Origin of the sequence: Schnuerera sp. (genome assembly GCF_035459645.1) — a bacterium.
GTDB lineage: Bacteria > Bacillota > Clostridia > Tissierellales > Tepidimicrobiaceae > Schnuerera.
Map to the genome: position 1 here is coordinate 1 of NZ_DATHXO010000078.1, position 4,467 is coordinate 4,467.

General features: G+C 32.0%; 2 protein-coding genes and 1 pseudogene. All 3 read right to left on the bottom strand.

Annotated features, from left to right (window positions below; genetic code table 11):
- A partial coding sequence (locus VK998_RS01920) for a pyruvate carboxylase (protein ID WP_325224876.1) occupies window positions 1–2,669 on the bottom strand: 2,669 nt, incomplete at its 3' end.
- Window positions 2,670–2,702: 33 nt separating this feature from the next.
- Entirely contained in the window at window positions 2,703–3,707 is a 1,005-nt protein-coding gene (locus tag VK998_RS01925) for an isocitrate/isopropylmalate dehydrogenase family protein (RefSeq protein ID WP_325224878.1), read from the bottom strand.
- A 31-nt stretch (window positions 3,708–3,738) separates the two neighbouring features.
- Window positions 3,739–4,467: pseudogene (locus tag VK998_RS01930) on the bottom strand (aconitate hydratase); the annotation flags it as partial.

Here is a 4,467-nt window from a genome sequence, read left to right on the forward strand (position 1 = left end):
GTCAAATCATTTTGTACCATAAATATTGCCATATCACCAACAACTTTAGATGTAGGAGTAACTTTAACTATATCTCCTAATATTTCATTTACAACTCTATACATTTCCTTAACTTCTTCAAACCGATGGCCTAATCCAAAACTCTCTACTTGTGGTCTTAAATTAGAATACTGTCCTCCAGGAATCTCATATTTATATATTTCCGTAGTTCCTGATTTTAATCCAGATTCAAATTGACTATATATAGGTCTTATATCACTCCAATAATCAGATATTTTTTGCAAGTCATCTAAATTTAGTCCAGTATTTCTATCTGTATACTCTAATGCAGCAACTACAGAATTTAATGCTGGTTGACTGGTCAAGCCTGCCATACTATTAAAAGCAGTATCTACTATATCTACACCAGCTTGAGCAGCCATCAACACTGTTGCTATCCCATTTCCACTGGTATCATGGGTATGCAGATGGATAGGAATGTTGATTTCTTCTTTTAATGCTTTAATAAGACTATATGCAGCTTGTGGTTTTAAAAGAGATGACATATCTTTTATTCCCAATATATGGATGCCAGTCTTTTCTAACTTCTTTGCCATTTTTATATAATAATCTAAGGTGTATTTGTCCTTTCTATCATCTAGAATATCCCCTGTATAACATATACAAGCTTCTGCAACTTTTCCTAATTTTAATACTTCATCTATGACTATTTCCATTCCTTTTATCCAATTTAAAGAATCAAATATTCTAAAAACATCTATTCCATTTTTAGCAGACTCTCTAATAAATTCTCTGATTACATTATCTGGATAATTTTTATAACCTACTCCATTAGCGCCTCTAATTAACATCTGAAATAATATATTAGGTATTTTTTTTCTTAAAAGTTCTAATCTGGTCCATGGAGATTCTTTTAAAAATCTATAGGATACATCAAAAGTGGCTCCACCCCACATTTCTAATGAAAACAAATCCTTTCCCAATACAGAAATTGTTTTACTAATCCTTAACATATCAGTAGTTCTCATTCTAGTAGCCATTAAGGACTGATGAGCATCCCTCATAGTTGTATCCGTCAGTAATAGATTTTCTCTATTTTTAATCCACTCCACCAACCCTTCTGGCCCATGCTTCTGTAATATTTGCTTGGTACCAAAATGTTTTTTCGGTCTATTTACCTTTGGAACCCTTGGAATATCAAAATCAGGCTTATATCCTTTTGTTTCATTCACTACCTTTTCACCAATGAACTTTAGTACCTTAAGCTCTATGTCTTCTTTAGTTCTTATTTCAAATAGTTCAGGGTTATATGTGATAAATCCAGTATCACATTTCCCTTTCAAAAATTCTTTATGATTCAATACATTTATTAAAAAAGGTATATTTGTTTTAACTCCTCTTATTTTTATTTCCTTCAATGCTCTACTAACTTTTTTGCTAGCATCTTCAAAGGTTCTAGACCAACCAGTGACCTTTACTAAAAGGCTATCATAATAAGGGCTTATAGTTCCTCCAGTAAATCCATTGCCTCCATCTAGTCTTATACCAAATCCAGAACTAGTTCTATATATATCGATAGTACCAGTATCAGGCATAAAATTTTTCAATGGATCCTCTGTAGTTACCCTACACTGTATTGCAAATCCTCTAGGCTGTACATCCTTCTGACTTTTTATATTAATTTCATTAGAATCAAGAGAATATCCTTCAGCAATTAAAATCTGTAATTGTACTATATCTATACCAGTAGTCATTTCAGATATGGTATGTTCCACCTGTATCCTAGGATTTACTTCAATGAAATAATGATTTCCATACTTATCCAATAAAAACTCTACTGTACCTGCCCCTCTATAATCAACTGCTTTTCCAATTCTAACTGCGTCTTCACATATTCTTTGCCTTTGTTCCTCTGTTATAGAAAAAGCAGGAGTATATTCAATAATCTTTTGATGCCTTCTTTGAATGGAACAATCTCGTTCATATAGATGAACAATATTTCCATACTTATCTCCTAGAATTTGTACTTCTATATGTTTTGGTTTTTCCACATATTTTTCCACAAATATATCATCAATACCAAAGGCTTTCTTTGCCTCATTTTTAGCACTATAATATTCTTGAATTAAATACTTCTCATCTCTTACCACCCTCATGCCTCTACCGCCGCCTCCTGCTGCAGCTTTTAGCATAATTGGGTAACCACAGTAATTGGCAAACTCAATAACCTCTTTTTCTGAATTTACTGCCTTTTCTATTCCTGGAATTGTTGGTACCCCAACACTGTTTACCATTTTTTTGGCTTTTATCTTGTCTCCTAAATTCAACATCATATTATAGGTTGGCCCGATAAACTCTATCCCTACTTCTTGGCATTTCCTTGCAAATTCTGGATTCTCAGATAAAAATCCATATCCTGGATGGATTGCATCCACCCCTTTTTTTAATGCTAGTCTTATAATCTCATCTATATTTAAATAGGCTTCTATAGGCCCTTTGTTTTTTCCAATTAAATAGGATTCATCAGCTTTTACCCTAAATAAAGAGTTCTTATCTTCATTAGAATATATGGCTACAGTCCTTATTCCCAATTCATTACAAGCTCTAAAAACTCTAATTGCAATTTCTCCTCTATTTGCCACTAAAACTTTTTTAAATCTTTTCTTCATATAATCGCCTCCACCAAAGAACTCTATATTCTATCATTGATTCATAATTTCAATAATCTTTTCTGTAAACTCTTTTGTTCCTAACTTCCCATCTAAATCAATGGTTCTACTTTCCTTATTCTTCAATACTTTCCATAGAGCTTCTTCAATTTTTATTGCAGCTTTATATTCTCCAATATGCTTTAACATCAATATTCCAGATAAAATAGCTGAAGTAGGGTTGGCAATATTTTTATTAGATATATCCAATGCAGAACCATGAACTGGTTCAAAGATTGCTACTTCTTCTCCAATATTAGCCCCTGGTGCTAAGCCTAATCCACCAATAAGTCCTGCTGACAAATCGGATAATATATCTCCATATAGATTAGGAGCTACTATCACATCATATTCTTGAGGAAATTGAACTAATTTCATGCTCATAGCATCAACAATCATCTCTTCAAACTTTATACTAGGATAATCTTTAGCTATTTTTCTTCCTGACTCTAAAAACAATCCATCAGATAATTTCATTATATTAGCTTTATGAACTAAAGTGATTTTTTTTCTATTCTCTTTAATAGCTAAATCAAAAGCATATCTACAAATTCTCTCACTGGCTTTTCTCGTTATTATTTTAATACTTTCTGCTTTATCTTCATCTATCATACGTTCTATACCCGCATATAGATCCTCTGTGTTTTCCCTTACTATGATCAAATCCACATCCTTATGAAGACTTTCAATCCCATCAAAAGATTTAATAGGTCTTATGTTTGCAAATAGGTTTAATTTTTTTCTTAAGCTTACATTTACACTTCTAAATCCTTTAGCTATAGGCGTAGTTATGGGACCTTTTAAAACTACTTTGTTCTTCTCGATACTATCTATTACATAATCCGGAAGAGGTGTTCCTTCAGTTTCTATAGCATTAGTCCCTGCTTCTACCTTTTCCCAATTAATATTAACTCCAGTAGCTTCAATAATCTTTACTGTAGCAGAAATTACCTCTGGTCCTATTCCATCACCAGGAATCAAAGTTATAATATTTTCCATGTCTATTCCCCTTTCAAATAATTTAAACAATCTAATTTTTTATGAAGTTTAAAAGACCACCTGCTTTAAGAATTTGCCTTTGTCGTTCAGTTATATCTAAATTCATTAAATATTCTATATCTTTAGTTTCATTTTTTACCACTATTTTATCCTTCTCAATTTGAGTTAATAAATTTTCTATAACTAAATTATCAAGGATATCTATATTTTGGTAGTCTTTTTCCTCCATAAACACAAGAGGAATTATTCCATTATTGATTAAGTTTTGTTTGTGTATCCTTGCAAAAGATTTAGCTAATATGGCTTTAATCCCTAAATATAAAGGTACCAATGCTGCATGTTCACGGCTGGAACCTTGTCCATAATTAAATCCACCTAATATAATTCCTCCTTCATTCTCCCTAGCCCTTTCAGGAAACTTTGAATCACAGGGTAATAAACAATAATCAGATAAATATGGAATATTAGACCTATAAGGAAGAAGTTTTGCATTAGAAGGCATTATATGGTCCGTTGTAATATCATCACCTAATTTTATAAGTACTTTTCCCCCTATAATTTCTTTCATAACCTTCGACTTAGGAAAAGGCTTTATATTTGGTCCACGAATTATCTCCAAATCTTCCATATTTTTTGCAGGACTGATTATTAAATTGTCATTAATCAAAAATTTTTCTGGCATTTCTATATTGAAATCTCCAACATGATTTTGGGGATTAGTAACAAATCCTGTTAAAGCAGAAACAGCTGCAACTTCTGG

What these genes read in the sequence shown, in the direction of transcription:
- VK998_RS01925 (WP_325224878.1), bottom strand. Translation starts at nt 3,707, where the DNA reads ATGGAAAATATTATAACTTTGATTCCTGGTGATGGAATAGGACCAGAG.